The 25,356-nt window shown below is 72.7% G+C and carries 19 protein-coding genes; 10 read left to right on the top strand and 9 right to left on the bottom strand.

Going from position 1 to position 25,356, the window contains the following annotated elements; genetic code table 11:
• Positions 1 to 178: 178 nt before the first annotated feature.
• Both F9B16_RS01725 and F9B16_RS01730 read left to right on the top strand, forming a co-directional pair.
• Positions 179 to 1,171, top strand: a complete 993-nt coding sequence (locus F9B16_RS01725) for a GlxA family transcriptional regulator (RefSeq protein WP_225991250.1) — start codon at positions 179 to 181, stop codon at positions 1,169 to 1,171.
• Between the two features lie 93 nt (positions 1,172 to 1,264).
• Complete coding sequence (locus tag F9B16_RS01730; protein ID WP_151538016.1) at positions 1,265 to 2,257, top strand: hypothetical protein; 993 nt, start codon at positions 1,265 to 1,267, stop codon at positions 2,255 to 2,257.
• 22 nt (positions 2,258 to 2,279) lie between these two features.
• Here F9B16_RS01730 and F9B16_RS01735 read toward each other — a convergent pair whose 3' ends face one another.
• Together F9B16_RS01735 and F9B16_RS01740 are read right to left on the bottom strand one after the other, a co-directional pair.
• Positions 2,280 to 2,681, bottom strand: coding sequence for a hypothetical protein (locus F9B16_RS01735; RefSeq protein ID WP_151538017.1), 402 nt, complete (start codon positions 2,679 to 2,681; stop codon positions 2,280 to 2,282).
• 144 nt (positions 2,682 to 2,825) lie between these two features.
• Entirely contained in the window at positions 2,826 to 3,251 is a 426-nt protein-coding gene (locus F9B16_RS01740; protein ID WP_192808560.1) for a PH domain-containing protein, read from the bottom strand.
• Positions 3,252 to 3,648: 397 nt separating this feature from the next.
• Between F9B16_RS01740 and F9B16_RS01745 the strand changes: the two genes are divergently transcribed.
• Complete coding sequence (locus F9B16_RS01745; protein ID WP_151538019.1) at positions 3,649 to 4,671, top strand: LLM class flavin-dependent oxidoreductase; 1,023 nt, start codon at positions 3,649 to 3,651, stop codon at positions 4,669 to 4,671.
• A 72-nt stretch (positions 4,672 to 4,743) separates the two neighbouring features.
• Here F9B16_RS01745 and F9B16_RS01750 read toward each other — a convergent pair whose 3' ends face one another.
• Positions 4,744 to 5,151 (bottom strand): hypothetical protein, encoded by a 408-nt coding sequence (locus F9B16_RS01750; protein WP_151538020.1) that lies wholly within the window; start codon positions 5,149 to 5,151, stop codon positions 4,744 to 4,746.
• A gap of 245 nt (positions 5,152 to 5,396) precedes the next feature.
• On the opposite strand from F9B16_RS01750, the gene F9B16_RS01755 reads away from it, so the two are divergent.
• The 5 genes from F9B16_RS01755 (at position 5,397) to F9B16_RS01775 (ending at position 12,594) form a co-directional block, all read left to right on the top strand.
• A complete protein-coding gene (locus F9B16_RS01755) occupies positions 5,397 to 6,233 on the top strand; it encodes an LLM class flavin-dependent oxidoreductase (protein ID WP_151538021.1) in 837 nt (278 codons plus the stop codon).
• A 172-nt stretch (positions 6,234 to 6,405) separates the two neighbouring features.
• On the top strand, positions 6,406 to 7,407 hold the full coding sequence (locus F9B16_RS01760) for an alanine racemase (RefSeq protein WP_151538022.1): 1,002 nt from the start codon (positions 6,406 to 6,408) through the stop codon (positions 7,405 to 7,407).
• A 169-nt stretch (positions 7,408 to 7,576) separates the two neighbouring features.
• Positions 7,577 to 8,551 carry an alpha/beta hydrolase gene (locus tag F9B16_RS01765; protein ID WP_151538023.1) on the top strand — a complete coding sequence of 325 codons (975 nt, stop codon included), beginning with the start codon at positions 7,577 to 7,579 and terminating at the stop codon, positions 8,549 to 8,551.
• Between the two features lie 211 nt (positions 8,552 to 8,762).
• Positions 8,763 to 10,331, top strand: a complete 1,569-nt coding sequence (locus F9B16_RS01770; protein WP_225991251.1) for an MFS transporter — start codon at positions 8,763 to 8,765, stop codon at positions 10,329 to 10,331.
• Between the two features lie 106 nt (positions 10,332 to 10,437).
• On the top strand, positions 10,438 to 12,594 hold the full coding sequence (locus F9B16_RS01775; RefSeq protein WP_151538024.1) for a tetratricopeptide repeat protein: 2,157 nt from the start codon (positions 10,438 to 10,440) through the stop codon (positions 12,592 to 12,594).
• A gap of 13 nt (positions 12,595 to 12,607) precedes the next feature.
• Here the strand turns inward: F9B16_RS01775 and F9B16_RS01780 are convergent, their stop codons facing one another.
• Positions 12,608 to 13,240 carry a DsbA family oxidoreductase gene (locus F9B16_RS01780; RefSeq protein WP_151538025.1) on the bottom strand — a complete coding sequence of 211 codons (633 nt, stop codon included), beginning with the start codon at positions 13,238 to 13,240 and terminating at the stop codon, positions 12,608 to 12,610.
• Between the two features lie 114 nt (positions 13,241 to 13,354).
• On the opposite strand from F9B16_RS01780, the gene F9B16_RS01785 reads away from it, so the two are divergent.
• Both F9B16_RS01785 and F9B16_RS01790 read left to right on the top strand, forming a co-directional pair.
• Complete coding sequence (locus F9B16_RS01785) at positions 13,355 to 13,942, top strand: TetR/AcrR family transcriptional regulator (RefSeq protein WP_151538026.1); 588 nt, start codon at positions 13,355 to 13,357, stop codon at positions 13,940 to 13,942.
• A gap of 631 nt (positions 13,943 to 14,573) precedes the next feature.
• Complete coding sequence (locus F9B16_RS01790; protein WP_151538027.1) at positions 14,574 to 15,263, top strand: response regulator; 690 nt, start codon at positions 14,574 to 14,576, stop codon at positions 15,261 to 15,263.
• Between the two features lie 75 nt (positions 15,264 to 15,338).
• Here F9B16_RS01790 and F9B16_RS01795 read toward each other — a convergent pair whose 3' ends face one another.
• Genes F9B16_RS01795 through F9B16_RS01815 form a run of 5 tightly spaced genes read right to left on the bottom strand, consistent with a single transcriptional unit; the run spans position 15,339 to position 25,354 of the window.
• A complete protein-coding gene (locus F9B16_RS01795; protein ID WP_151538028.1) occupies positions 15,339 to 17,405 on the bottom strand; it encodes an iron-containing redox enzyme family protein in 2,067 nt (688 codons plus the stop codon).
• Positions 17,402 to 18,661, bottom strand: a complete 1,260-nt coding sequence (locus tag F9B16_RS01800) for a nucleotide sugar dehydrogenase (RefSeq protein ID WP_192808561.1) — start codon at positions 18,659 to 18,661, stop codon at positions 17,402 to 17,404. Before F9B16_RS01800 ends, F9B16_RS01795 begins: the two co-directional genes overlap by 4 nt.
• 41 nt (positions 18,662 to 18,702) lie before the next feature.
• Positions 18,703 to 19,716, bottom strand: coding sequence for a guanitoxin biosynthesis L-enduracididine beta-hydroxylase GntD (gene gntD, locus F9B16_RS01805; protein ID WP_151538030.1), 1,014 nt, complete (start codon positions 19,714 to 19,716; stop codon positions 18,703 to 18,705).
• 23 nt (positions 19,717 to 19,739) lie between these two features.
• Positions 19,740 to 22,400 carry an amino acid adenylation domain-containing protein gene (locus tag F9B16_RS01810; protein ID WP_151538031.1) on the bottom strand — a complete coding sequence of 887 codons (2,661 nt, stop codon included), beginning with the start codon at positions 22,398 to 22,400 and terminating at the stop codon, positions 19,740 to 19,742.
• Complete coding sequence (locus F9B16_RS01815) at positions 22,397 to 25,354, bottom strand: AMP-binding protein (RefSeq protein ID WP_151538032.1); 2,958 nt, start codon at positions 25,352 to 25,354, stop codon at positions 22,397 to 22,399. The genes F9B16_RS01810 and F9B16_RS01815 overlap by 4 nt, the downstream gene beginning before the upstream one ends.
• Positions 25,355 to 25,356: the final 2 nt, after the last annotated feature.

Genomic DNA, 25,356 nt, shown 5'->3' on the forward strand with positions numbered 1-25,356 from the left:
CGAACATCGGACATACGGTGCTCCTTCGGTGATCAAAGCCCCGGCCGGCATCCGCGAATGACCGATGTCTTTCCGGGTGTGACCTCACCCTCGAAGACCGATTCGCGAGCGGCAACGAATCGTGGCGGCAATGTCCGAAAACTTGGTACTCCTGTCGCGGCGGCATAGGGTCCTGAGAGTGGACGAACGGCTGATGGTGGTCGTCGGATACGACCGGGCGCAGTTGCTCGACATCGCCTGCGTGACATCGACGTTGAACGAGGCGAACTGGGGCGCCACCCCGCCCTACGAGGTGCTCCTCGCGACCCCGGGCGGCCGGGCGATCACCTGCACCGACGGGATGACGCTGCACGGGCAGGAAGCGCTCGAACGGCTCAAAGGCCCGCTGGACACGCTGATCGTGTCGGGCGGGCTGGGCTACCGCGAGGCCGCCGCCGACCCCCGTTTCGTCGGACACGTGCGCCGGCTGGCCAAGGAGAGCCGGCGGGTCGCGTCCGTGTGCACCGGCTCCGCCGTGCTGGCCGCGGCCGGCCTGCTCGACGGCAGGCGCGCCGCCACGCACTGGATGTGGGCCGATGAGATCGCCGCACGGTACCCCAAGGTCGTCTTCGACCCCGGCCCGATCTACATCCGCGAAGGCAACATCACCACGTCGGCCGGCGTCACCAGCGCGCTCGACCTGACGCTCTCCTTCATCCAGGACGACCACGGGCCGGAACTGGCACGCGGCGTGGCGCAACTGGTCGTGACCTACCTGCAGCGGCCGGGCGACCAAGCGCAGATGAGCATGTTCGTCGCCGCCGCACCGCAGCCCGAGCACAGCCTCGTCCAGCAGATCACCGACCACGTCGCCGGCAACCTCGACGGCGATCTGAGCACCGCCGCCCTGGCCCGGCTGGCGGGGGTGAGCGAGCGCCATCTCACCCGGTTGTTCCTCCAGCACCTCGCCCACACCCCGGGCCGCTACGTACGCCAGGCCCGCACCGAAGCGGCCGCGCACCTGCTGGCGACGACGACGCACCCGATCGCGAGCGTGGCCCGGCGCTGCGGATTCGGGACGGCCGAGACGCTCCGCCAAGCCTTCATCGACCAGTACGGAACCGCGCCCTCGCGCTACCGCGCGAACCATTCGACGCGGCAGACGGCAGGGAACCGAGCCAGAACACCTTGATCCCTCAGCCCCACCCGTCGGACGGCACACGAAATCGCTCAGCCTCGCGGACCCTTACCAGTAGCCTTTCTCGAAGAGGCTGGAGGGAGCCAGATGGGCGCGCTGCTCTACTACCCGTTCGTGGTCCCGCCCCCAGAGATCATTTACCAGTCGCTGCTGTACTGGGACGGCTTTGCGTCCGTCGTACCGCAGGAAAAGCGCTTTTACGACCGCGCCGTTCCCGCGCCGCTGAAAGAACTCGGCGACCGGGGTCTCTACCGGCCGCTCACCGTACGCGCACCCCTTTACGGAGCAGACTGGCGCTCGACCTGGGCGAAGGCGCTCAGCTCCCAGTTGCGGCGGATGGCCGTCCAGCCGGGTGTCCGCACGGAGCCCGCGTTCCACGTGTGGCCCACCAAGCTCCCCAACCGGATCGAACGGGAACTCCTCCGGCTCCGCCTCGCCACCTGGCCTGACGACAGCGGCCCGCTCGTGGTGCCGAGACCGGTCGGGGAACTGATCATCGCGACGCTCGCGCGGGAGATCGCCGTCGATCTCGAAGAGCGAGCGGACGGCGCCCTCTACCCGTACACCGATAGCCCGACCGCACGTCGGCAGACCATGCACATGACGGTGCGCGGCGATCGCGAGGCGGCTTGGGAGGTGGAACTCGGACGCGTCCTGCCGACGCCGGCGCCCACCACCTCGCTTTCCGACGTCCTGGCCTTCCGCGAACGCCATGCGGACGAGCGCGCACGCCTGATGCGGGCCGTGCATCGGCTCCTCGGAGACCTGCGCCGGGACTACGAGCACCCTTCCGACGTCATCACCGAACTCCGCAGGGAGCTTGACGAAGCGGCCGAGGAGCACCGGTCCGCGGGCCGGGCCGCCGGAATCGCCTGGGCGAGCCGGTCCGTCGCGGCCACCGTGGGCGTCGCCGCAGCCGCCCTTGGAGCCCTGGTGGTTCCCGATGCCGCCTGGTTGATGGGAGCGGTGAGCGGTTACGCCATCAATATCGCGACCCGGGAGATCCGCCCGATGCTCGCCTACCGGCCGGGACGGGACGATTTCAGCTACCTCCACAAGGTCCGGAAAGAGCTGCGATAGGCCGGCCGGCTGAGGCGATGTTCTAGGCGACCTTGACGATCTTGCATTCGATGCCCGCGGGTCCGATCGGAGCTTGCGCCGGGGTGGTTCCCGCGAAGGCCTTCGTGCCCCGGACGTCGAAGGTCTGCAGGCCGATCCGCTGGCGAGAGGCCGCGTCCAGAACCTCGACGGTGACCGCGTACCGCGTCGCGTTACCCGTGATCGTGCCGCTGATCGTCACCGTGCCCTGCGATCCGGTCGAGTTCACCTGGCATTCGACGTGCGTGCTGTAGTTCTTCGGGCCGAGGGACTGGGTGCTCGCTCCTCGCGCGCCGGTCAGGTAGAGCACGGCGAGCACTCCCGCGAGCCCCGCCACGGCCAAGGCGACGATCAAGAAGGTCTTCCGCCGGGGACGCGGGCGCGAGCCGTAGTCGTCATCGGCCATGGTCCACTCGTGAGTCGGCATCGCTGTCCCGTCACCCTGATCGATCCTGCTCCGCGAAATCTGCGCAGGTCAGCATATAGCCGAACACGTGTGGGTTGATCTTGTCGGTCCGGTCCCGGGGGCCCCGCCGCCTGCGGCGCGGTCCTAGCCAAGAGGCCCGGTCAGGCGCGCATAGAGCCTCGCCAGGCCGGGCGGGGTGTAGGGCGGGGGTGTGGAGTGGCGCTCTCCGGCGGCCGGCGGCGCGAACACTCCAACCGGATAGAAGAAGACCCGGCGTTCGGCGTCGTCCGTGCGCAGGTACACCTCCCAGTAGCGCAGCGACGCGTGCAGGGAGATCTCGGTGACGTCGTCCCAGGCGTAGCGCCAGCGGCGCAGCGCGCCCACGATCGTGACGCCCTGGTCGTCGACGATGGCGCGGCTGCGCAGCGCGGCGACGGCCGTCACGAGGGCCGCGGCGAGGACGGCCAGAAGGATGATCGCGCCGAGCGTCTCCAGGTACGCCAAGCCCCGGAGCAGTGCCCGCGTCAGCAGGCCGGCGCTGACGGCCAGGAACACCACCAGCGCCGCCATGATCAACAGATAGCGGTGACAGCGCACGGTTCGTCGTTCCATGCGGCAGATGTCTAGCAGCTTCGGGGACGAGCACACGGCCCCGCCCGTGTGGAAGGGTGCGTTCCAGATCACCAGTGGGTGCGGGAGGACGTGCGGGTGTCCAGCGAGAAACCGAAGCCGCGGTCGCGGCGCTCGGCGCGGGCCTGGCCGAAGGGCTGATGGCGATCCACGTGCTGCTCGCGCAGGACGGGCCCCGCATCATCGAGCCCGGCGACGGCGGAAACGCACCGGCCGTCCCCTGGACGCCCATGAGCGTCCGGCCGGCAACCTGATTCGTGACGGCCGGTGGCCGCGGGTCGCCGCGTGGTCGGGGCCGCTCTGGAATCTCGCAGGCACCGGGATGGTTGATGCCGGTGTGAAGAAGATCGGTTTTCTCTCGTTCGGACACTGGAGCGACGGCGCGGGCTCGCGGACGCGGTCGGCGGCGGACGCACTGCTGCAGTCGGTCGATCTCGCCGTGGCCGCGGAGGAACTCGGCGCCGACGGCGCCTACTTCCGGGTACACCATTTCGCCAGGCAGCTGGCCTCTCCCTTCCCGCTGCTGTCCGCGATCGGCGCGAAGACGTCCCGCATCGAGATCGGCACCGGCGTGATCGACATGCGGTACGAGAACCCGATGTACTTCGCCGAGGACGCCGGCGCCGCCGACCTGATCTCCGGCGGGCGGCTGCAGCTCGGCATCAGCCGGGGATCGCCGGAGCAGGTCATCGACGGATGGCGGTACTTCGGGTACGAGCCGCCCGAGGGCGACACCGACGCCGACATGGCGCGCAAGCACACCGAGGTCCTGCTCACGGTGCTGCAGGGCCGGGGCTTCGCCCAGCCGAACCCGCGCCCCATGTTCCCCAACCCGCCCGGGCTGCTGCGCATCGAGCCGCATTCCGCAGGGCTGCGCGACCGCATCTGGTGGGGCTCGAGCTCCAACGCCACCGGCGTGTGGGCGGCCGAGCTGGGCATGAACCTGCAAAGCTCCACGCTCAAGAACGATGAGACCGGCGAGCCGCTGCACGTCCAGCAGCGCAAGCAGATCGAGGCCTACCGGCAGGCGTGGAAGGACGCCGGGCACCAGCGCGAGCCGCGTGTCTCGGTCAGCCGCAGCATCTTCGCGCTGACCAGCGATCTGGACCGCGCCTACTTCGGCCGGAACGCCGACTCGGGCGACCACATCGGAATGATCGACGAGAACACCAGGGCGGTCTTCGGACGCTCGTACGCGGCCGAACCCGACGTGCTGGTCAAGCAGCTCGCCGACGACGAGGCCATTCAGGCCGCGGACACGCTGCTGCTCACGGTCCCCAACCAGCTCGGTGTGGACTACAACGCGCACGTCCTGGAGAACATCCTGACCCACGTGGCACCCGAACTCGGCTGGCGCTGAGGCCGCACCCGACCCCTCCGGCCACGGCACGAACGCCCGGCCGGATCTGCGGCCGGTGCGGCGCGCCTGCGGTCATCCGGCCAAGAGGATCACGATCACGAGCGCCAGCATCACGAGGGGCACGAGAGCGAGGATCGCGAGTTGGAGCAGGCAGCCGCGCTGCTTCACGGTGCCGGGGGCTCCGATGGTGCCCGCCAGGTACAGGGCCGCAGGGCCGCGGTACTCCAGCTCAGCCGGCTGCTCAGGGGTGAGGACCGTGGCGGCGACCCCGGCCTGGCCGCCTCCCTGTGACACGCTGACGTGCACCGGCCTGTCCGCCGGGATCTCGAAGGCCGCACTCCCCCAACCCTGGTGGTAGTGGGCGCCGTCGACACCGACGGTGAGGCCCGCCTTGGCGACCACCCCGCGACGCGTGTGGAGGCGCAGGACCCGCGTGGGCCCGTTGTGGTCGCCGACGTACGGGATAGGCGTCTCGCTCATGCCCGCCATCGTTACCACGAGGCCCCGCTGCCGGACCACCCCCGCGCGCCACCGTCAGCACGCCCCGCCCCGATGCCGAACCGGAGTCGCGCAGTTGGGACGCGGACGTCCGGCGTCCCGAAAAGATCCCCGGCAGAATTCTCGGGAGGCGGTGTCGGATCGGGGCATCGGCGTTCGTAGCAAGGGTGAGGCACCGACCATGGCGCCCCGGCGGAGCCGGAACCACAATGGTGAGGACGGGAACGATGACCGATTCAACGGCGAACGGCGGAACCAAGCCCTTCAGGTTCGGGGTCGTCGCCCCGCTCAGAACGGACCTGCCGACATGGCGAGACCGGCTGCACCGCATCGCGGACAGCGGATACTCCACGCTGCTGATGCCCGACGTCCCGCAATGGCAGCCGGCGCCGGCCCCCACGCTGGCCGTCGCGGCCACCCTCACCGGCCTGCGGGTCGGCAGCTGGGTGTACGCCTCCCCGCTGCGCCCGGCTTGGAGCACCGCGTGGGAGGCGCACTCGCTGTCGGTGCTCACCGAGGGTCGCTTCGAGATGGGCATCGGCACCGGCCGGCCCGGCATCGAAGACGAACTCCGCGACCTGGGACTGCCCGCCGTCCCGCCGAGCGAGCGGTTGACGCAGGTGCGTGAGACCGTGACGGCGCTGCGGGATCTCGACGGTCCCGACCTGCACACGCCGGTGGTGATGGCCGTGCGCGGGCCGAAGGCGCAGGCACTGGCGGCCGACCTCGCGGACACCGTCGCCGTCGCGCTGATGCCGGGAGACGAGCGGGACGAGATCACCCGAATGGTCCGCGACTTCCGCGCCCGCGTCACCCGGGACGTCGAACTCGCGCAGCACGTGGCGGTGATCGGCGACGCCGTCGCGCCGTTCATGGCGCCCCCCGACACCGACACTGCCGCGCTTCACGCCGCGGATTCGCTGGCGGTACTTCCGGAGGACCCTGCGGCGGCCGCCGAGGAGATCCAGCGGCGGCGCGAGGAGCTCGGCTTCTCCTACTTCGTCTTCGGCGCCGACTTCGCCGACACGCTCGCCCCGGTCGTAGCCGACCTGGCCGGACACTAGCCCCGGGACTCCGGCCGGCTGATCGCGGTCCACCACATGCGCTGGGAGCCGCACTTCCGGGCCGTCCCGGACATGGTGCCGGCTTGTGAGGGCCAGCTGCCACAGGCACCTCGCCGACGGCCGGCGGGCAGGTCGAGGCGAATACTGAGAGCCGGACAGGTCGGGAGGGCACATGCTGGTCGAGGAACTTCAGACGCCGGCGCTGCTGGTCGAGCGGGCGGTGCTCCGGCACAACCTCGACACGATGAGCGCGGCGCTGCCGGGGCTGCGGCTCCGGCCGCACGTCAAGGCGCACAAGTGTACGAGTCTGGCCCGGCTCCAGCACGCCAACGGGCATCGGGGCTTCACGTGCGCGACGATCCGCGAGGTCGAGGCGATGGCCGCGGCCGGCCTCGGCGAGGACCTCCTGCTGGCCAACGAGGTGCTCGACACCCGCCGCCTGGGACGCCTCGTCCAGGACGGGCACCGGGTGACGGTCGCCGTGGACTCGGCCGAGACGATCGAAGCGGCCGCCGCCGGCGGGGTACGCGAGGTCGTCATCGACGTCAACGTCGGGCTGCCGCGATGCGGCTGCGCGCCCGCCGCCGCCGGCTCCCTCGCCGACCTCGCCCGCAAGACTGGGCTGTCTGTACGCGGTGTCATGGGCTACGAGGGGCACCTCATGCTCGTGCAGTCGCAGGACGAGCGCCGGGAACAGACCGGACAGGCGATGGAGCAGTTGCTCGCCGCGAGCGCCGACGTCGGCGGTGACCTGATCAGCGCCGGCGGGACCGGCACCTACGCCGTCAACACCTGGGCCACCGAGATCCAGGCCGGCTCCTACGCCCTCATGGACACCGCCTACCAGAAGCTCGGGCAGCCGTTCCAGCAGGCCCTATCCGTCCTGGGACGGGTCATCTCGGTGTCGCCCGAATGGGCCGTCGTCGATGTCGGGCTGAAGTCGCTCAGCCTCGACCACGGGCTCCCCAGCATCGAAGGCGCGAAGGTCTGGTTCTGCTCTGACGAGCACACCACGTTCAGCACCGAAGACGGCACACGGCCCGCGGTGGGCGACCTCATCCGCGTACTGCCCGCCCACGTCGACCCGACCGTGGCCCTCCACGACACCCTCTACCTGGTCGACGGCGAACAGGTGCTTGAGCGATGGCCGGTCGACATGCGCGGCTGGCAATGATCGCCGCTCTGCCGCCGGGCGAGGATCAAAGGGCGGTGAGCCCGATCTCGACGTAGGACTGATTTGTTCACTCTGGGTAGTCAATTCCATGGTCTGTTCGGGTCGGCTACCGGCCGCGGCCAGCGGGGCCGCACGAACAGGCACGCCACGTATGTGACAAGGAGTGAACATGACCGATCTGCCGCCGCCGATCACCCCTTTCCTCGAGCCCGCCGCCAAGGCGCTGACCGAGGCGACCGATCCGCACCCCCGGATCTATGAGGTCCCGCCGGAGAAGGGCCGGGAGATCCTGCTCGGCCTGCAGAGCGACACCAGCGTGCCCCGTCCGGACGTCGACGAGGAGTGGGGCGAGGTCGACACCGGCCAGTGGGGCACGGTCCGCACCCGCATCATCCGCCCCAAGGGGGCGAGCGGGCCGCTGCCGGTGATGTTCTACATCCACGGCGCCGGCTGGGTCTTCGGCGACGAGAAGACCCACGACCGCCTCTTCCGCGAACTGGCCGTCGGCGCGGGCGCCGCGGGCGTCTTCCCCGTCTACGACCGGGCGCCGGAGGCCAGGTATCCCACCCAGGTCGAGCAGAACTACGCGGTGGGCCAGTGGGTGATGGAGCACGGCGCCGAGCACGGCCTGGACACCACGCGCGTCGCCGTCGCCGGCGAGTCGGTCGGCGGCTGCATGTCGGCGGTGTTCGCACTGATGAACAAGCAGCGCGGCGGGATCGACCTCAAGGCGCAGGTCCTGCTCTACCCGGTGACCAACGCCGACTTCGACACCCCGTCCTACCTGCAGTTCGCCGAGGGCTACTACCTGACCCGCGACGGCATGAAGTGGTTCTGGGACGCCTACGCCCCCGACCCGTCACGGCGCACCGAGGTGTACGCCTCCCCGCTCCAGGCCTCCCTGGACGAACTGAGGGGACTGCCCACCACCCTGCTCATCACCGACGAGGCCGACGTACTGCGCGACGAAGGCGAGCAATACGCCAACAAGCTGCGCGAGGCAGGAGTGGACGTCACCGCGGTCCGGGTCGCCGGCATGGTCCACGACTTCCTCCTGCTGGACAGCCTGCGCGACACCCGAGCCACCAACGTCGCCCGCAAACTCGCCGTGGACGCTCTCAGAACGGCACTGCACGGCGACTGAGCCGGCCGCGTGGCCGCACCGATGACGCACGCGCACGAACCGGGTCCGCCGGCGCCCCATGCCGCCGGGCCCGGCCTGCTCTCGCGCCGGAAGACCCGCCGCGGCGCGTTCCTCCACCGCCGAACTCCGCCGCCCCGAGCGCTATTTTAGAACTAGATATTAGAAAAACGTTCCAATACTCTGGGTTCATGGGCCGCACGGAGGGACGAGCGTGAGCTGTCCCGCGCACGTCGACACCGACCGTCCCCACCTCACCGCCGTTCCCTCCCGCAACGCCTGGTGGACGCTGTCGGTGGTGACCATGGCCAGCGTATTGATGGGCTTGGGCGGCAACTCGCTCAACGTCGCGCTGCCCGCGGTGGTCCGCCATTTCCGTGCCGGATCGGTGCAGGCGAGCTGGATCCTGCTGTCCTTCATGCTGGCCAACACGGTGCTGATCATCGTCTTCGGCCGCTTCGCCGACATGTTCGGGCGACGGGCCATGTACCTGGCCGGGCTCGCCGCCTACACGCTGGGGAGCCTCCTGCTCGGCTTCGCGCCGACGGCCTGGACCGTGGTGGGGCTGCGGGTGCTGCAGGCCGCCGGGGCCGCGATGCTGCTGGCCAACAGCGCGGCCATCCTCACCGACGTCTTCCCGCGCGAGCACCTCGGCCGCGCCATGGGCGTGTACACCGCGGGCTTCTCCATCGCCCAACTCGCCGGCCCCACCCTCGGCGGCTTCCTGGTCGACGACTTCGGCTGGCGCTGGGTGTTCTGGTACAACGTCCCGTTCGGCCTGGTGTGCCTGGCCTGGGGCGCGGCCGTACTGCGGCCGGCCGAACCCGCCCGCGGCGAACGGGGCGTCGACGTGCCGGGCAACATCCTGATCCTGGCCGGTCTCGGCGGCCTGCTCTTCGGCCTGTCGCAGGCCGGCGACCTCGGCTGGACCAGCCCGCTCGTGCTGGGCGGTGTCGGCGTGTTCGCGGTCCTGCTGCCGGTCTTCATCACCGTCGAGCGGCGCAGCCCGCACCCGGTCGTCGACACCGTCCTCTTCCGCGACCGGCCGTTCGCCCTCGGCATCCTCGCCACGTTCCTGGACGCGACCGCCCGGATAGGCGCCGTCCTGCTGATGGCCCTGTTCTTCCAGGCCGTCCAAGGAGACGACGCCGTCACCGCCGGGCTGAAGGTCCTCGCGATGCCGGCGATCGCGGTCGTCGCCTCCACCGGATCGGGCTTCCTGCAGCGCGGCATGGACGCCCGCACCATGGCCGCGCTCGCCTCCGCACTGACGACCCTCGGCCTGGTCGTCCTGCTGGTCGCGGTGTCACCTCACACCGGCTACTGGCCGATCATGCTGGGCCTGATGCTCATGGGCGCCGGATCGGGCGCCTTCCTCCCCGCGAACGCCACCGCGCTGCTGCGCGCCCTGCCGTCCCACCGCCTCGGCATCGTCAACGCGATGCGCCTGATGATCATGAACATCGGGATCGTCGTCAGCACCGCGCTGGCCTTCCCCATCATCACCGCCCCCGTGGCGGCGCCCCTGCGCGACCACGTCTTCGCCGGGACTTTGTCGCAGGTCTCCGCGTCGGGCGTGGCCCAGCTCGTCACCGGCTACCGGTACGCCCTCGGTCTGATGGCGAGCCTCTCGGCCCTGGCCATGCTCTCCTGCTACGCCGCACGCCGCTCCGGCAGGACGACGTCATATCACGCTCGCAGTCCGCGCCGCGGTCCATGCGCTCTTCGCCGCGTCACCGGTGGTGTCGCAGGCGCCGGCCGCCTCCCCGAGCGGAAAAGCTGACCAGGGGTCTGGTCGGCGGACAGGCGTGCGCGTTTGTGTGACACTCGCTTCGGGCCCGGGCCGTCCCCGTGCGCCGGTGGCTTCGTGCTCCGTGAGGGAGGGTGTCGTGCCGCGGTGGGAGAAGGTCACGATCGCCACGGTTCTTCCCCTGGCCGCCGGGGCTCTGGCCTGGTGGGTGTGCGCGATGGTCGGTGTCGACCCGAACGCGGCCGGGATCGTGGTGAGTCTGGTCGTGCTGGTGCCCGGGACGCCTCTGGTCATCTGGGCTGGTCAGACGGAGGATCCTCCCGTCCGGCGGCCCCGCCCGGTGCCCGCCGCCATCGGTGACGTCCCGCGCGAGCCCAGGGCGTTCCAGCCGCGTGCCGATCTCCTGGCGGGGATCGAGGAGGTGTTCCGCGACGGCGGAGCGGCGGCGGTCTGCGCTCTGGTCGGGGCGAGGGGCGTCGGGAAGACCCAGATCGCCGCGGCGTACGCCAGGGACCGCGCCGACCGGGGAGTGCCGGTCGCCTGGCTGCATGCCGAGACCGCGGGGCAGTTGACCGCGTCGCTGCACCTGATGGGGGCCGAGCTCGGGCTCCGGGGCGCGGCCGACGACTCCTCGGCGGTCGTCCGGAAGCTCAGGGCCTGGCTGGAGGACCGGCGTGAGCCCTACCTCGTGGTGCTGGACAACGCCGACGACCCCGACGCGCTGGCCCCCTTCCTGCCCGCCCGGGGCGCCGCCCGGGTGCTGATCACGACGAACGACCTCGCCTTCGAGCGGATCGCGGCCCCGCTGCCGGTCGCCCGGTTCACCGCCGGCGAGGCCCGGCGGTACCTGCGCGACCGGGTCGGCGCGGCCGGCGACGCGGAGCCGGTCGGTGAGCTCATCGACGAGCTGGACCGGCTCCCGCTGGCGCTGTCGATCGCCGCGGCCGCGCTCGTCGGCCCGCCGCGCGTGGGCTACGCCGCCTACCTGGCGCGGGTCCGTTCCACCCCGGTGGACGTCCTGCTGGACCGGCCGAGAGGCGAACCGTATCCGCGCGGGGTCGGGCAGGCGATCGCGCTGGCGCTGGACGGGGTCGGCGCGCAGGCCCGCGGGCTCCTCGGCGAGCTGGCGGTGTTCTCGCCGTCGGGCGTGAGGGCGGACATGCTGGGCCCCGAGGCCGCCGGCGCGCTGGCCGAGCTGGGCGCGGTGTCGCTGGTGGCCTTCTCCCAGGACGGATCGACGGTGCTGGTGCACCGGCTGGTACGCCGGGTGGTCCGGGACGAAGCCGCCCGCGACGGCACCCTGGCGTCGCTGATCGAGGCCGCCGCCCTCCGGCTGGTGTTCGTCGAGCGGATCGCCGACGAGGACACCGGGCGGGAGCTCCCCACGATCCTCGCGGTGGACGAGCACGCCGCCGCTCTGTGGGAGTCGTTGGAGCCGCTTCTGGACGAGGACGCCGCGCGCGCTCGCGCCGCCGCCGAAACGCTGTTCAAGATCCGGCATGTGACCGCGGAGCATCTCCTCTACCTCAATGACGGGACTCGCGCCGTCCCGGTCGCGCGGGCCGTCGTCGAAGGGCGCCGGCGGGTCCTGGGCCCGGACCGCCCCGAGACCCTGGACGCCGTCTACACGCTGGCGCACGCTTACGAGTTCGCAGGTCAGGCGGTCGCGGCCGTGGACCTGTTCGGGGATCTCGCCGCCCGGTGGTCCCGGATCCGGGGCGAGGACGCGCCCGAGGCGTTGCGCGCCCGGGCGGGGCTGGCTTCGGCGCTCACCACGGCCGGCCGCGCGGACGAGGCGGTCCGGCTTCTGGAGACCGTCGTCGCCGCCCAGTCGCGGACGCTGAGCACCGACCATCCCCACCTGCTCGCCTCGCGGTTCTTCCTCGCGTTCGCGCTGGTGGAGGCGGGGCGGCCAGACCGGGCGGCGGAGCTGTTCGAGGCGCTCGTCGCCGACAGGGCGCGGCTGCTGGGCGCCGACCACCCTGAGGCGCTCGTCGACGAGGGACGGCTGGCCTGGGCCTACCACCACGCGGGACGGTTCGAGGAGGCGATCGCCGTGTACGAGCACGTGCTGCCGCGCCAGGAACGGGTCATCGGGGCCGACCACCCCGACACCCTGATAACTGTGCACGGTCTGGCGTCCGCCTACGAAGCCGTCGGGCGGACGGCAGAGGCGCTCACCCGCTACGAGCACGCCGTGCTGGGGCTGGAGGCCGTGCTCGGACCCGACCAGCCTCTGACGCTCAGCGCCGCCCGCGATCTGGAGCGAGCCCGCCGGCTCACCGCCCCCAGCTGACCGACCGTCCCCTCTAACGAGGCAGAAAGTGCGGGACCTGCAATTCGGGCGAGTACGGGGTTGAGCCGGCCCGGCCCAGTTCACTCCGCAGCGCGGCGAGTGACACGGCCCCAACGAGCACGGTCCCGTCCGGGAATCTGAAGACCGGCACTTGCGGTCCGGATGCTCGGACGGACGGCGCGGGTTCGGCGCGGGGCGGCCGCTCGCCGTCGTTCTCGCCGTTCCAGCGGACGCCGATGGCGGACGCCAGGTCCCGCAGCACGTCCGTGTCGGCGACGTCCAGACCGTCGGTGAAATGGGCGCGGTACAGGAGGGCTGCCATGTCCTCGGCGGCGCCGCGCGCGGCCGCCAGCGCGATGAGCCGGTGGGCGCGGGCGGTGTGGGCGGGCACGATCCGGTCGAGGTTCAGCATCAGGCCGTCGGCCGCCGCCGCCCGCGCGATCTGCTCGGGCCACGCGGCGGCGCCGCGCCGGAGATGGCCGCCGCCCGGCGGCGTTCCCGGTGAGGAGACCGCGGGCTGGTACGGCCTGAAGACGACCTCCAGTTCGCCGCCACCCGCCCGGTGCTCCTCGGCGGCCCGCTGGAAGCGGGCGTAGCCGAGCGCCGACCACACGCAGGCGATGTCGTGGGTGAACTCAACTTTCATGGGGCTCGTCCCTCACTGGCGGCACGGACCGTTCCGTGCCGCCTCAGCATGCACGCCGCCGCCCACCCAGTCAATACGGAACGTTCCGTGCCGCCTGAGGGCTATGCTGTCCGCATGTCACCGAGACGTCCCGAGCGCCGCAGCGAAGAGGCCGCCAACGCCGTCATCAAGGCCGCCATGGACCTGTGCCAGGAGGTCGGGTACCGGAAGGTCAGCATCGAGGGCATCGCCGCGCGCGCGGGCGTCGGCAAGAACACGATCTACCGCTGGTGGCCGTCCAAGGCCGCCGTGCTGCTGGACGGCCTGCTGTCCACCTGGAAGATGGACGCGTCGTTCCCGGACACCGGTGATTTCGTCGCCGATATCAAGGCGCAGATGGCGGCGGCCTCGCGCATCCTCGGCGACCCCGCCGTCTTTCCGCATTACCGCGCCCTGATCGGCGAAGCCCAGCACGACCCCGACCTGCACCGGGCCTTGTGGGACACCTTCATCGGTCACCTCGCGGGCGCTGCCGCCGAACGCATCAAGAGCGCGCAGCGCCAAGGCCAGGTCCGTTCCGACGCCGACCCCGTCCTTGTCACCGAACTGCTCTACGGCGCCGCCTACTACCGCCGGCTGCTCACCCCGCGCATCGCCGACACCGAACACATCAACGCCATCGTCGACCTCGCATTCACCGGCCTCGCCCCCAAGGCGGAGTGACAGGACCACGGCCGCGGACGGCCAGATCGGCGTCTGTGGCAGGGGCGGAGCAAGCTCTTCTCGCTTCCGGACATGATCTATGCCGGCGGTGTCACCTCGGCGCCGTACTCCCATGGCGAACGGATTTCGTTGATCTTCAGGCGCGCCGACCTGATCTCTGACCTTCGCCGACCTGCGCTTTCGCCGAATTGACCGATGTCGTTCGGCGCTTTCTGACCGATCGCGGTCTGCCCGGCCGCCGGTAGTCGCCGCTCCGCCGCAACCGCCGCACACGTGAGCCGGCGTTCTACCGCTGCCGGCGTCCGGTAACGGATCGGCGCATGGCGGCGTTTTGCGGCACAATGATCGGGCTTGATGCGGACGGAATGACACAGGCTGGCACCGAATGCACCGCTCCCATACACCTCTTCATCCGCAGGGTGTCGAACCGTGAGATCGGCCCTTTCCCCACGGCGCCATCGGGGTGAACACGAAAACTGGCGCTGTGCTGCAGAAAGACTCCATCGAGTCGGAGAGCTGGCTCCATGATCTTGTTCGCAGTAGTGCGCCTCCCGGACCGGACCCGAGCGCGACCCGGCGCGGTGCTCGCGACGCCGCCGGCCGGGCGAGCCGACCGAGCGGGGGCGACCGGATGAGCGAGCCGGCCGAGATCTCGGTGCTCGTCGTGGACGACGACTTCCGGGTGGCGGAGGTGCACTCGCAGCTCGTCCGGGCCGTGCCCGGGTTCCGGGTGGCCGGACGGGCCGGGTCCGCCGCCGAGGCGCGCGCCATGGCGGCCGAGTTACGGCCCGACCTCGTGTTACTGGACGTCTACCTGCCGGACGAGTCGGGGCTGAACCTGCTGGGCCAGCTGGAGGCCGACGTCATCCTGGCCACCGCGGCGGCCGACGCCGAGTCGGTGCGCACCGCGCTGTCGGGCGGCGTCTACCACTACCTGATCAAGCCGTTCACCGGGGCGCACCTGGCCGAGCGGCTCACCGCCTACCTGCGGTTCCGCAAGCAGATCGGGGTCAGCGGGCACTTGAGCCAGGCCGACATCGACGAGGCGCTGCGCACGCTGTACGGCGCGCCGGGGACCCCGCGGCCCGCGAAGAGGGGCCACGCGCAGATCACCAGCCAGCTGGTGATGGAGGCGCTGGAACGCTCGGACGGCCCGCGGTCCGCCGCCGAGATCGGCACGGAGATCGGCATCTCCCGCACCACCGCCCAGCGCTACCTGGCGTCCCTCGCGCAGGCGGGCAAGGTCCGGGTCACCCTCCGTTATGGAAGCACGGGACGGCCCGAGCACGAGTACGCCTGGCGGCCCGATCAAGCGCGCTGACCGGAGACCGCGCTGACCCGAGACCCGCGCTGACCCGAGACCGCGAGTCCAGCCAAAGTCCTACAGACCCCCTGGTCAGCGCGAGGGAGCGGGAGCGCCCCGGGCCGGTGGCCGCAGCGACCGGAAGCCGGTCCTGATCCGGAGCCAGGCGTCCGCGGCCGCCTCGATTCCCGACCGTTCGGCCAGGGCGGCGAGGTGGCAGTCGATCGCGTCCACCGCCCAGGCCGAGTGGCCGGTCGCCACGTTGTCGATGGTGTTGTGGACGTCGGCGTAGCGGCTGCTGAACCCGTGGGTGCGAAGCGCGGCCCGGTCGCGGCGGTAGGTCCCGCCGACCCCGGACAGCTCCATCGCCAGGTTCAGCCCGAGCGTCTCCGGCAAGAAGGTGCGGGGGAACCGGCTGAGCGCCAGCCAGTAGACCGGCAGCTCGAACGACTCGTCGCGGAAGCCCGGCCATTCGGCGAACTCGCGCGACGCGGTCGACGGCAGGTCGAAGCCCATCTCGCGCATGAGGTCGCGATAGATGAGCGGGTGGTTGAGCGGCAGCTCGCCGTTGCCCAGCTCGTCCCAGTACGTGGCGAACAGGACGCGGCCCAGGTCGCCGACCGCGTGCCGGTGGTCGGTGAAGCCGCCGAGCCAGCCGCCGTCGATCAGGTTGAGCGGCGCGAGCTGGAGGAAGGTGTCGATGACGCTCTCGCGGGGCGGGACCGCCAGGCTCTCCCCTGCCCGGAACTGCTCGTCGTGCCGGTCGTGCTGGTCGCGCAGCCAGCGGCGCAGCGTGCCGGGCTCCCATCGCCGGGGCGGGCTCTTCATCCGTTCGATGCCCGCCCGCGAGCGTTCCAGCCATCCGCGCGCGTAGTCGAGCGCGTAGCCGCGGACGGCGGGCGAGTCGTCCCGCTGGAGCAGCCTTCGGTACGCCTCCCGCACCGTCGCGGGAGCGGCCTCGGAAGCGTCTTCGGGAGCGGCCTCGCGTGCCACTGCGCGCTCCGGCGCACTGGGGGCGACGGACAGCGCGGCAGGTGCCGGGGCGGCGGCTTCCGGTGCCGCCGCTTCGCCGAGGGAGGCGATCCAGCGCCCGATGACGGCCAGGTCCTCGGGTGAGAAGACTCGGAACATCGGACCGCCCGCGCCGATCAGGTCGCGCAGCAGCGGGCTGGCGTCCGGACGGCCCGGCCGGACGAGCCTGCTGCGTCCCAGCGCCCCGAGCATCTGGTCGGCGCCGGCGCCGAACCACTCGGCGAGCGTCCTGCCCTCCAACCGGTAGTCGTGGTGGTACGCGCTCGCTTCGCGTGCTCGGTGCCGCAGCAGTTCCGCCATCTCGAAAGCGGGATCGAGCGCCCGGCCGCTCAGGTCGTACAGCTCGTCGCTCCACGCCCGCAGTTCGTCGAGCGTCCAGCGGACGGCCCTCCACGGCCGGTCGTCGCCGGGGTTCTCCCGCAGGTACGTCCGGACCGCCGCCAGCGACCGGTCGGCCGACGCGCCGAGGTCAAGCGCCGACCACGTCCGCGCCGTGGCGGCGGACCGGTCCAGGCCGTCCCGGACGGCGTGCAGCGGCGGCGGCACGCCGACCCAGCGCAGGCACAGGTCGGCTCCGAGGAGTTCGGGGGCGAAGGCGGCCGGGTAGCGGCTCGCCGCCAGCAGCAGTGCCGCGAGGCGAAAGCTCCGGTCGGCGATCTGCGGGTCGGCGGCGAGACGGTCCTCCGGCACGATCCGCCCGGCGAGGCCCGCGCCCTCCATCAGCCGCCGGTAGCGCGCCGCGCGGTCCTCGCCCGGCCTTCCTACGCCGACGTCTTCGGCGTACAGCGCGAGGACGTCCATGCTCAGTTGCCGATCGGCATCACCCGCACCGACGAGCCATTGCAGCCATGCTCCGGCCTTCAACGCGAGCGGAGCGCAGTTCAGCACGATCCGGCGGACCGCGGGCAAGCCGGTGCGTGCCCGGAAGCGAGACGTCTGCGCGCGGGCCCATTCGGTGATCTCGTGCCGGAGTCCGTCCGGGTCGAGACGGCCCGGACCCGGAGCGATCAGCTCGCGCACCTGGTTCTGGACCGGGCCGGGCCAGAACTCGCGCTCCGGGTCGTCCGCCCACAGGTACAGCGCGCGGAAGGCGGCGGGGTCGGCGCCGCCGAGGTCCGGGGGGTTCACAGCAGCTCCGTGTTCGCCATCGGCCGCTCGCTGGTGCGGCCGCGCGTGTCGAAGAGGAAACGTGCGTGCTCGCCCAGCAGGGAGGCGGTGTACACGCTGTGGTCGGTGACCAGGAGGGTCAGGTCGGCGGTCCGCAACGCGTCCGGCAGGTCCGTGACGCGGGACAGCCGCAGGTCACCGACCTGCCATGTCTCGACGTACGGGTCGTGGTAGGACAGCTGCGCGCCGTGCCGGGCCAGCTGCTCCGCGATCCGCCGCGCGGGGGATTCTCGCTGGTCGGCGACGTCGGCCTTGTAGGTGACGCCCAGCAGCAGGACCCGGGCACCGCGCAGCGCCATGCCCCGGTTGTTGAGCAGTTGCTGCGCACGCTGCACCACGTACCGCGGCATCCCGGTGTTGATCTCCTGCGCCAGCTCCACGAACCGGAACGAGTACCCCAGCGTCCGGACCTTGTAGGAGAGGTAGTTGGGGTCGATCGGGATGCAGTGCCCGCCGACGCCCGGGCCGGGGAAGAACGACTGGAACCCGAAGGGCTTGGTCCCGGCGCAGGAGATCGCGTCCCACAGGTCGATGCCGAGTTCGTTGCAGAACACGCTCATCTCGTTGACCAGCGCGATGTTGACGTGCCGGTAGGTGTTCTCCAGCAGCTTCGCCATCTCGGCCTCGCGCGTGCCCTTGGCGAGGACGACCGTCTCGACGAACTTGCCGTAGAAGGCCTCGGCCGCGGCGGCGCACGCGGGCGTGTACCCGCCCACGATCTTGGGCGTGTTGGCGACGCCGTACCGGCCGTTGCCCGGATCGATGCGCTCCGGCGAGAAGGCCAGGTGGAAGTCCTCCCCCGCGGTCAGCCCGGACTCCTCCAGGATCGGCCGGACGACCTCCTCGGTCGTTCCGGGGTAGGTCGTGGACTCCAGGACGACCAGGGTCCCGCGGCGCAGATGGGCGGACACCCGCCGTGCCGCGCCGCGCACCGCCGTGAGGTCCGGGCCGCCCTCGGGGGCCAGCGGCGTCGGCACGCAGATGACGATCGTCTGCGCCGCGCCCAGCACCGCGGGATCGCCGGTGGCCGTGAAGCCCGCCCCGAGCATCGCGGCCACGTCGGCGTCCGTCACGTCGTCCACGTGGGAACGGCCCGCCGCCAGGCCGGCGACGACGGCGGCGTCCCGGTCGAGTCCGCCGGCGGTGAGCCCGGCGCGGCACGCCTCGCGCGCCAGCGGCAGGCCGACATAGCCGAGACCCACGACGACCAGGTCCATGGGCGAGGCTCCTTCCACGGGTTCCCCCGATCGCACGGCGGTCACACGATGACCCGGCTGGACGGCGACTCGCGCATGTCGCGCGACGTCCGCAGGTCCCGGGTGACCAGCGTCTTCTTCAGCCAGCGGTCCGTCCCGTCGAAGCGCGCGCTGAACGCCGCGCGGCCGTGCACGGCGAGGTAGTTGTCGACGATCAGCAGCGTCCCCGGGTCGATCTCGAGGCGCTGCTGCACCCGGTTCAGCTCGTCGATCAGGCGCCGCAGCGCCGCCTCGGCGGCCGGGCCGCCGTCCGCGCAGCGCATGAAGTACGGGTCGATCCGCAGGTACGGCGAGTCCTGCGCGCCGAACAGCACCGGGACGGCCTCGGGCTCCTCGCGCATCTTGCGGGCGCGCAGCAGGCTCGGATGACCGGGATGGATCTCGGCCATCTGCCTCAGGTGCTCGTTGTCCGGCATGATGTGGAACAGCGGGCGGCGGAGGATCTCCATGTCCGCCTCGTCCAGCCGGACGTCCCGGATCGAGGAGACCAGGGTCGGCACCCGGTCGTGGTTGCGCATGCCGAACAGCAGCAGGTAGTCGCAGCGGTAGGGGTGGAAGCCGTCCTCGGTGTGCCACTCCAGGAGCACCTGGCCGTGGCCGCTCTGCTCGGACTCGTCGCCCTGGATCGGGACGACGTTGTGGATGAGCCGGCCGCCCTGCAGGGTGGACCAGCTGAAGGCGTCACCGGTCAGGCACATCGCGAACAGCGCGAGGACGAACTCCTCGCGGCGTCCGCGCGCCTGCTCGGCGGCCTGCGACCAGTTCGCGGGGGTCGGCCCGATCGCCCGGTCGCTGACGGGCCAGCCGCGCACCATGCCGAAGGCGGCCCGTTCGTGCAGGCAGAACTCGGCCAGGAACCGGCGCACCCCGTGCGGGACCATCGCGGTCAGTTCCCACGCCTGGTCGAAGAACCGCGGGGCGGCGGGGTCGATGTCCAGCGCATCGATCTTGTCGATCAGTGCTTCGAGCTCGCCGATGTCGGCCAGGGACATCGAGTACGAGACGGGTTCGTCCATCGTCGTCCTTCTCCTTCGCTGCGTCACTGGAGGGGGGTGCCGAGCCGTCGCAGTTCGGCGGCGATCCTGCGGGCGGTGTCCCCGGCGGACACGTGCGGCACGGGATCGCCGAAGCGGTCCCGCAGCAGCGCCGTGACGAGGGCGGGGCCGTACCGGGAGCCCGCCCACGCGGGGACCTCGGCCGTCAGGTCGGCGGCCGTGCCGGCGCCCGGCAGGGAGCCGAGCAGGTCGAGCACGGCGTGCTGCAGGGGGGTGCGGGGAGCGGCGGACGCGCCGCCGCGCGCGGGAGGCCGCGGCGGGGGCAGGGCCGCGCGGTTCAGCTTCCCGTTGCGGGTGCGCGGCAGGTGCGGGAGGCGGATCCACACGCCCGGGACCATGTGGGCGGGCAGCCGGCTCCCCGCGAACGCGGTCAGCTCCGCGTCGGCGAGGGACGGGTCGGCGGTGGCGACGTAGGCGACCAGCCGCATGTGGTCGCCCACCCGGGCGGGCACGACCGCCGCCTCCCGGACGCGCGGATGGCGCTGCAGCGCGGCCTCGACCTCGCCGGGCTCCACCCGGTAGCCGCGGATCTTCACCTGCTGGTCGATCCGGCCGAGGAAGTCGACGGTCCCGTCGGGACGCCAGCGGACCATGTCGCCGGTGCGGTACAGCAGGCCGTCGCCGAACGGGTTCGGCACGAAGCGCTCGGCGGACGCCTCGGGCCGGCCGAGGTAGCCGCGGACGGCCACCCCCGCCCCGCCGACGCACAGCTCCCCCGGGACGCCGATCGGCAGCGGGTTCAGGCCGTCGTCCAGGACGAACGCCAGCGCGCCCGCGACCGGCCTGCCGATCGGCACCCGCCGCCCGGCCGCTCCGGACGGGCGCTCGCAGGTGTGGCACAGCGCCCAGACGGTGGCCTCGGTCGGCCCGTACTCGTTGATGAGCACCGCGTCGCCGGTGACGTCGAAGTGGCGGGCCGGCAGCCCGGGCGGGCAGGCCTCGCCCGCGACGACGGCGCAGCGGATCCCGGCGAGGACGTCGGGCGCGGCGTCGAGCACGGCCGCGTACTGGGCGGGCACCCCGTCGAAGTGCGTCACCCGTTCCCGGTCGGCGAGCTTGGCCAGCGACCAGGGGTCGGTCACCTCGTCGTCGGTCGGCAACACCAGCGTCCCGCCGCGGCTGAGCGTCAAGTAGATCCCGGCGCCCAGGGCGTCGAACGCGGGTCCGGCGAGGGCGAGGTAGGAGTCGTAGGGGCCGGGGAAGACGGGGTACCGGGCCGCCGTGGAGTTCACGATCTGCCGGTGCTCCACCTGGACGCCCTTCGGCGCGCCGGTGGAGCCGGAGGTGTAGATGACGTACGCGAGGTCCGCCTCGTCCACGGGGACCGGCTCGTCGAGGCCCGGCGCGCCGGCGGCGTCGAGCCGGGCGATCAGCTCGCCGGTGACGATCGTGCGGGCCTTCGCGTCCGCCCGCATGAACTCCAGCCGGTCGGGCGGGTAGCCGGGGTCGAGGGGCAGGTAGGCGGCGCCCGCCTTGAGCACGCCGAGGAAGCCGGTGACCAGGTCCGCGGACCGGCCGATGCCGACCCCGACGACCTCCTGGCGGCGTACTCCGGCGTCCAGCAGGTACCGGGCGAGCCGGTCGGAGCGGCGGTCCAGGTCCCGGTAGGTCAGCCGGTCGTCGCCGCAGACCACGGCGGTCGCGTCCGGCGGGCCGTCGACGATCTCGTGCAGCGCGCGGCCGTCGCCCGCGGCGGGGGCGGTGGCGCTGAAACCGGTGAGGACGGTCGTCCGTTCGGCGGGTTCCATGAGCGGCAGCGCGCCCAGAGGGGTGTCCGGCGCCGCACCCATGACCATGCGCATCTGCGCCAGGATCCGTGCGACGGTGCCCGCCGAGAGCCGGCGCGCGTCGTAGGCGGCATGGCCGGGGCCGACGGCGAGCGTGGACCCGACCGGCCCGTGCGGCGGGACGTGCGGCGTCAGCGTCAGTCCGTCCACGTGGACGGGCGCGTCCCGCACCGCGTCCATCAGCCGCAGGCTCGGCATGAGGCGAACGCCGGTCTCCTCCATGGCCCGTTCGAGCGTCCCGGCGTGCCGTGCCGCCGCGGCCCTGGCCTCGCGCGCCCGCCGGGTCAGCTCGCCGAGCGGGACCCCGGCGTCCACCTCCAGCCGGACCAGGCCCTCGGGCACCCCGATGGCCAGATCGGTCAGCCTGGTCCAGCGCCAGGCGACGACCGCGAGCGCGGCGAGCAGCAGGCCGTCGTCCGCGCCGGCCGGCGCTTCGCCGAGGGCGAGCACTCCGGCGGGATCGGCGTCCCCGGTGGCGTCGCCGTCCTCGGGCAGCCGGGGGTCGATGGCGTCGGCGAGCTTCTCGGCCCAATGGTCCAGGTCGGCGGGCGTCGCGTCGCGGTCGCCCGGAGGCGCGCCGGTCGCCAGCGCATGGACGAAGCCGTCCGGTGTGCCCCACATCGCGGGCACGGTGGCGGTGACGACGCCGTCCTTCAGCTCGGCCGACGGCGTGGCCCGGAAGCCGCCCTCCGGCTCGGTGGCGGGACCGGTCGACAGGTCGTGCAGGAGCGCGGTGAGCCGGCCGAGGCGGGCGGGGCCGGCGCCGCCCGTGACGTCCACGGTGAAGGTGATGTCGTGCCAGGGACCGGACGGGTCGAGGACCCGCTGCTCCCACAGCCGTCTGCGCCGGGCGCTCACCGGTTCGCCCCCCGGCTCGCCGTGCCGGTCGCCGCCCCGTTCGCCGCGGCGACGGGCTCCCGGTCCGCGAGCCCGGAAAGGAAACCGGCCATCGCGTCCGCGAGCGCGTCGGCGTAGCCCGCGGACACCGCCTCGCGGCGGCGGCTCACCCGCAGGCGCCCGCCGGGCAGGAGTTCGACGAGAAGGGCGGTGTCGAGCTCGTCGGTGTCGACCCACACGTGCCGGGCGCGGACCCCGGGCACGTCGAGCATCGGTTCGGGGTTGTCCTGAACCGAGACGACCGTGTCGTAGGGAGGCCGCAGCTTGGCCAGGCGCGCTATCTCGTGCACCGGGACGTCCGGACGGCGCAACGCCTCGACGAGCGCCTCGCGCGCCGCGTCCAGCGCCGGCGCGCGCAGCCGGACGCAGGTCATCTCTATCATGCAGGCGACCGCGCGCTCCGCCGCCGCGTCGCCGCGCCGCGCGACCGGCAGGCCGACGACGACGTCCGTGCGGCCGGTGAGGTCGGCGACCGCGTGCGCGTAGGCGGCGAGCGCTGCGACCGTCGCGGTGGTCCCCCGAGACCGGACCGCCGCCGTGAGGGCCGCCTCGTCGAACCGCCGGACGGTCGCGGCGAGACCCCCGGACGGTCCCGTCCCAGGCGGCGGCTCCACCACGGTCGCCCCGCTGAGCGCGGTGCGCCAGTAGGCGCGCTGCTCCGCGAGATCGTCCGGCGCTGGCGGACGGTACCCGGACGCCAGCTCCGCGAGGCCCGGCGCGGGACCGCCGAACCGCGGCTCCCGCCCTTCCGCCCGCGCCCGGTAGGCGGCGGACAGGTCGCGGGCCAGCACGGACGCCGCCCGCGCGTCGAACGCGATGTGGTGGACGACGATCCCGAACCGGCCCGGCGCGAGCGCGGCCCGCCACACCCGGCCGTCCTGGATGTCCAGCGGGGCGATGAGCGCGGGGAGGACGTCCCCGGGACGTGCCACGGTGATCAGCTCGACCTGCGGCGGCCGGCCGGGCGGGCGCACCGCGACCGGCGCGTCCAGCACCGTGTACCGGCTGTGCAGTGCCTCATGGCGCGCGTTCACGTCATCGAGCGCCTGCTGCATCGCCGCGGCGTCGAGGGCGCCGTCGAGGTCCCAGACGATCGGGCAGAGCGCGGTGAGGTCGTCGGGGTCCATCTGCTGCGCGACGAAGAAGCCCAGCTGGGACGGCAGCAGCGGGACGGCGCCGTCCGACGCGTCCCGCCGGTCGTCCTCACCGGACGGGGCGCCACCGGTACGCGGACGCCCGGCGATGAGGGCGGTGAGGCCGGCGGGCGTGGGCGACTCGAAGACGGCCGAGAGCGGCACCGGCGCGCCGAGCGCCGCCGCTAGTCGGCCGCTGAGGCGCCCGGCGGCGAGCGAGTCGCCGCCGAGGGAGAAGAAGTCCGCGTCCGGCGGCACGGTCGGAAGGCCCAGCACGTCCGCGAAGACGGCGGCGACGCGTTCGGCGTCCGTGCCGGCGCCGTCGAGGTCGGGCGCGGGCCGCGCCGCAGGACGAGCCGCGCCGGACCCGGCCGCGGACTCGACCAGCGCGGCGTGGTCCAGCTTGCCGTTGCCCGTCAGCGGGAACCGGCCGACGTGCTCGGCGCGGGCCGGGACGAGGTAGCCGGGGAGCCGGTCCCGCAGGTCGGCGAGCACGTCCGCGCCGTCCCGGTCGCCGGTGAAGAACAGCGCGAGGCCGGTGGCGCGGCCGTCCGGCCCGTCGACCGGCACGACGGCGGCCCGGGTGACGCCGGGGACGCGTTCGGCGGCGTGCTCCACCTCGGCGGGCTCGATCCGGTGGCCGCGGATCTTCACCTGCCGGTCGGTGCGCCCGGCGTAGTGGTAGAGGCCGTCGGGCGTGCGGTGCCCGCGGTCCCCCGTCCGGTAGGCGGGGACGGTGCGGCCGTCGATCGTCAGCTCGGTGAAACGCTCGGACGTGCCGGCCGGATCGCCGAGATAGCCGAGGGCCAGGCCGTCGCCGCTGACGCAGATCTCCCCGTCCACCAGGTGTACGGACGTGCCCGGGACGGGAACGCCGATCGGCACCCGTCCCTCGGCGGAGTCGGCCGCGGTGAAGCGGTGCGTCGTCGTCAGGATCCCGTTCTCGGCCGGTCCGTAGAGGTTGATCAGGGCGATGTCCGGGTGCCGCGCGACGAAGGCGGCGACATGCCGGGGCGAGAGCTGCTCGCCGCCGACGGCGACCTGCCGGAGGCCGGTGAACGCGCCGGCGTCCTCCTCCACGTGCAGGTTGAACACCGAGGTGGCCAGCACCAGCGAGTCGGCGCCGTGCCCGGTCACCAGCTCGCGGAGCCGGCCGGGGGTGAGGTACAGGTCCCGGACGGCGACCAGGGTCCCGCCGGAGCACAGCGTGCTCCACAGCTCCAGCGACATCGCGTCCCACGGGACCGCCGCCGCCAGCGGCATCACCACGGGCGCGGTCAGGTCGAGGTGGCCGGCGCGCGGGACCAGGCGGCCGATCGCCCGGTGCGGGCACAGCACCCCCTTGGGCTCGCCGGTGGATCCCGAGGTGAACAGCACCACCGCCGGGTCGTCCTCCCGCACCGCCGGACGGGCCGGAGCGGCGGCGGCCCGGCCCCGGGCGCGCAGCTCGGGCAGGGTGCGGGCGTCCACCTCGACCGGTGCGCCGAGCAGTTCGGTGATCCGGGCGACGCGCGCGGGGGGCCACGCCACGTCGAGCGGGGAGTACGCGGCGCCGCTCTTGAGGATCCCGAGGGCCCCGATGACGAGGTCGGCGGACCGGGGCAGCCGCAGCGCGACCCGGTCGCCGCGGCCGGTGCCGTACGCGGCCAGCCCGGCGGCGACCTCGTCCGAGGCGGCGTCGAGCTCGGCGTAGGTCAGGGCGCGGCCGCCGTCCAGCACGGCCGGCCGGCCGGGGTGCGCGCGGGCGTGCCGGCCGAACAGCCCGGTCAGGGTGCGGGACACGG

The organism is Actinomadura montaniterrae (assembly GCF_008923365.1).
GTDB lineage: Bacteria > Actinomycetota > Actinomycetes > Streptosporangiales > Streptosporangiaceae > Spirillospora > Spirillospora montaniterrae.

Coding starts and splice junctions, on each gene's coding strand:
- F9B16_RS01790 (WP_151538027.1), top strand. CDS start 14,574: ATGAGCGAGCCGGCCGAGATCTCGGTGCTCGTCGTGGACGACGACTTC.
- F9B16_RS01785 (WP_151538026.1), top strand. CDS start 13,355: ATGTCACCGAGACGTCCCGAGCGCCGCAGCGAAGAGGCCGCCAACGCC.
- F9B16_RS01750 (WP_151538020.1), bottom strand. CDS start 5,151: ATGAGCGAGACGCCTATCCCGTACGTCGGCGACCACAACGGGCCCACG.
- F9B16_RS01755 (WP_151538021.1), top strand. CDS start 5,397: ATGACCGATTCAACGGCGAACGGCGGAACCAAGCCCTTCAGGTTCGGG.
- F9B16_RS01765 (WP_151538023.1), top strand. CDS start 7,577: ATGACCGATCTGCCGCCGCCGATCACCCCTTTCCTCGAGCCCGCCGCC.
- F9B16_RS01800 (WP_192808561.1), bottom strand. CDS start 18,661: ATGGACCTGGTCGTCGTGGGTCTCGGCTATGTCGGCCTGCCGCTGGCG.
- F9B16_RS01780 (WP_151538025.1), bottom strand. CDS start 13,240: ATGAAAGTTGAGTTCACCCACGACATCGCCTGCGTGTGGTCGGCGCTC.
- gntD (WP_151538030.1), bottom strand. CDS start 19,716: ATGGACGAACCCGTCTCGTACTCGATGTCCCTGGCCGACATCGGCGAG.
- F9B16_RS01760 (WP_151538022.1), top strand. CDS start 6,406: ATGCTGGTCGAGGAACTTCAGACGCCGGCGCTGCTGGTCGAGCGGGCG.
- F9B16_RS01740 (WP_192808560.1), bottom strand. CDS start 3,251: ATGGCGGCGCTGGTGGTGTTCCTGGCCGTCAGCGCCGGCCTGCTGACG.
- F9B16_RS01730 (WP_151538016.1), top strand. CDS start 1,265: ATGGGCGCGCTGCTCTACTACCCGTTCGTGGTCCCGCCCCCAGAGATC.
- F9B16_RS01735 (WP_151538017.1), bottom strand. CDS start 2,681: ATGGCCGATGACGACTACGGCTCGCGCCCGCGTCCCCGGCGGAAGACC.